Origin of the sequence: Cobetia sp. SIMBA_158 (assembly GCF_046566945.1) — a bacterium.
GTDB classification, from domain to species: Bacteria; Pseudomonadota; Gammaproteobacteria; order Pseudomonadales; family Halomonadaceae; genus Cobetia; species Cobetia amphilecti.
Genome location: NZ_JAWJYL010000759.1, coordinates 1 through 252, shown reverse-complemented (window position 1 = coordinate 252; position 252 = coordinate 1). Strand labels below are relative to the sequence as shown.

At 40.1% G+C, this 252-nt stretch carries 1 pseudogene; it reads right to left on the bottom strand.

Annotated features, from left to right (window positions below):
• A pseudogene (locus tag R2R70_RS21855) lies at window positions 1-218 on the bottom strand (Na(+)-translocating NADH-quinone reductase subunit C); the annotation flags it as partial.
• Window positions 219-252 lie beyond the last annotated feature (34 nt).

Below are 252 nucleotides of genomic sequence, written 5' to 3'. Positions count from 1 at the left end.
AAGCGTGTTTCGATTTTAGCTTCAAACGTTTCAGCAACGTTATCAACTTTGCTAATACCCGCGGCTGCTAAAATATTGCTTTGAATATCTTTTGCTTTGTTTGCTTTTTGCAAAGGGCGAAGTTGCACTGACGTTAGCGATACAATTACTGCACACACCAAACATAATGAGACAACAACAGCTAGCGTTTTGCCAATTGATTCGTTATTACTAGACATTACGTGCCAACCTCCGCTTGATATTAGCTTGCAC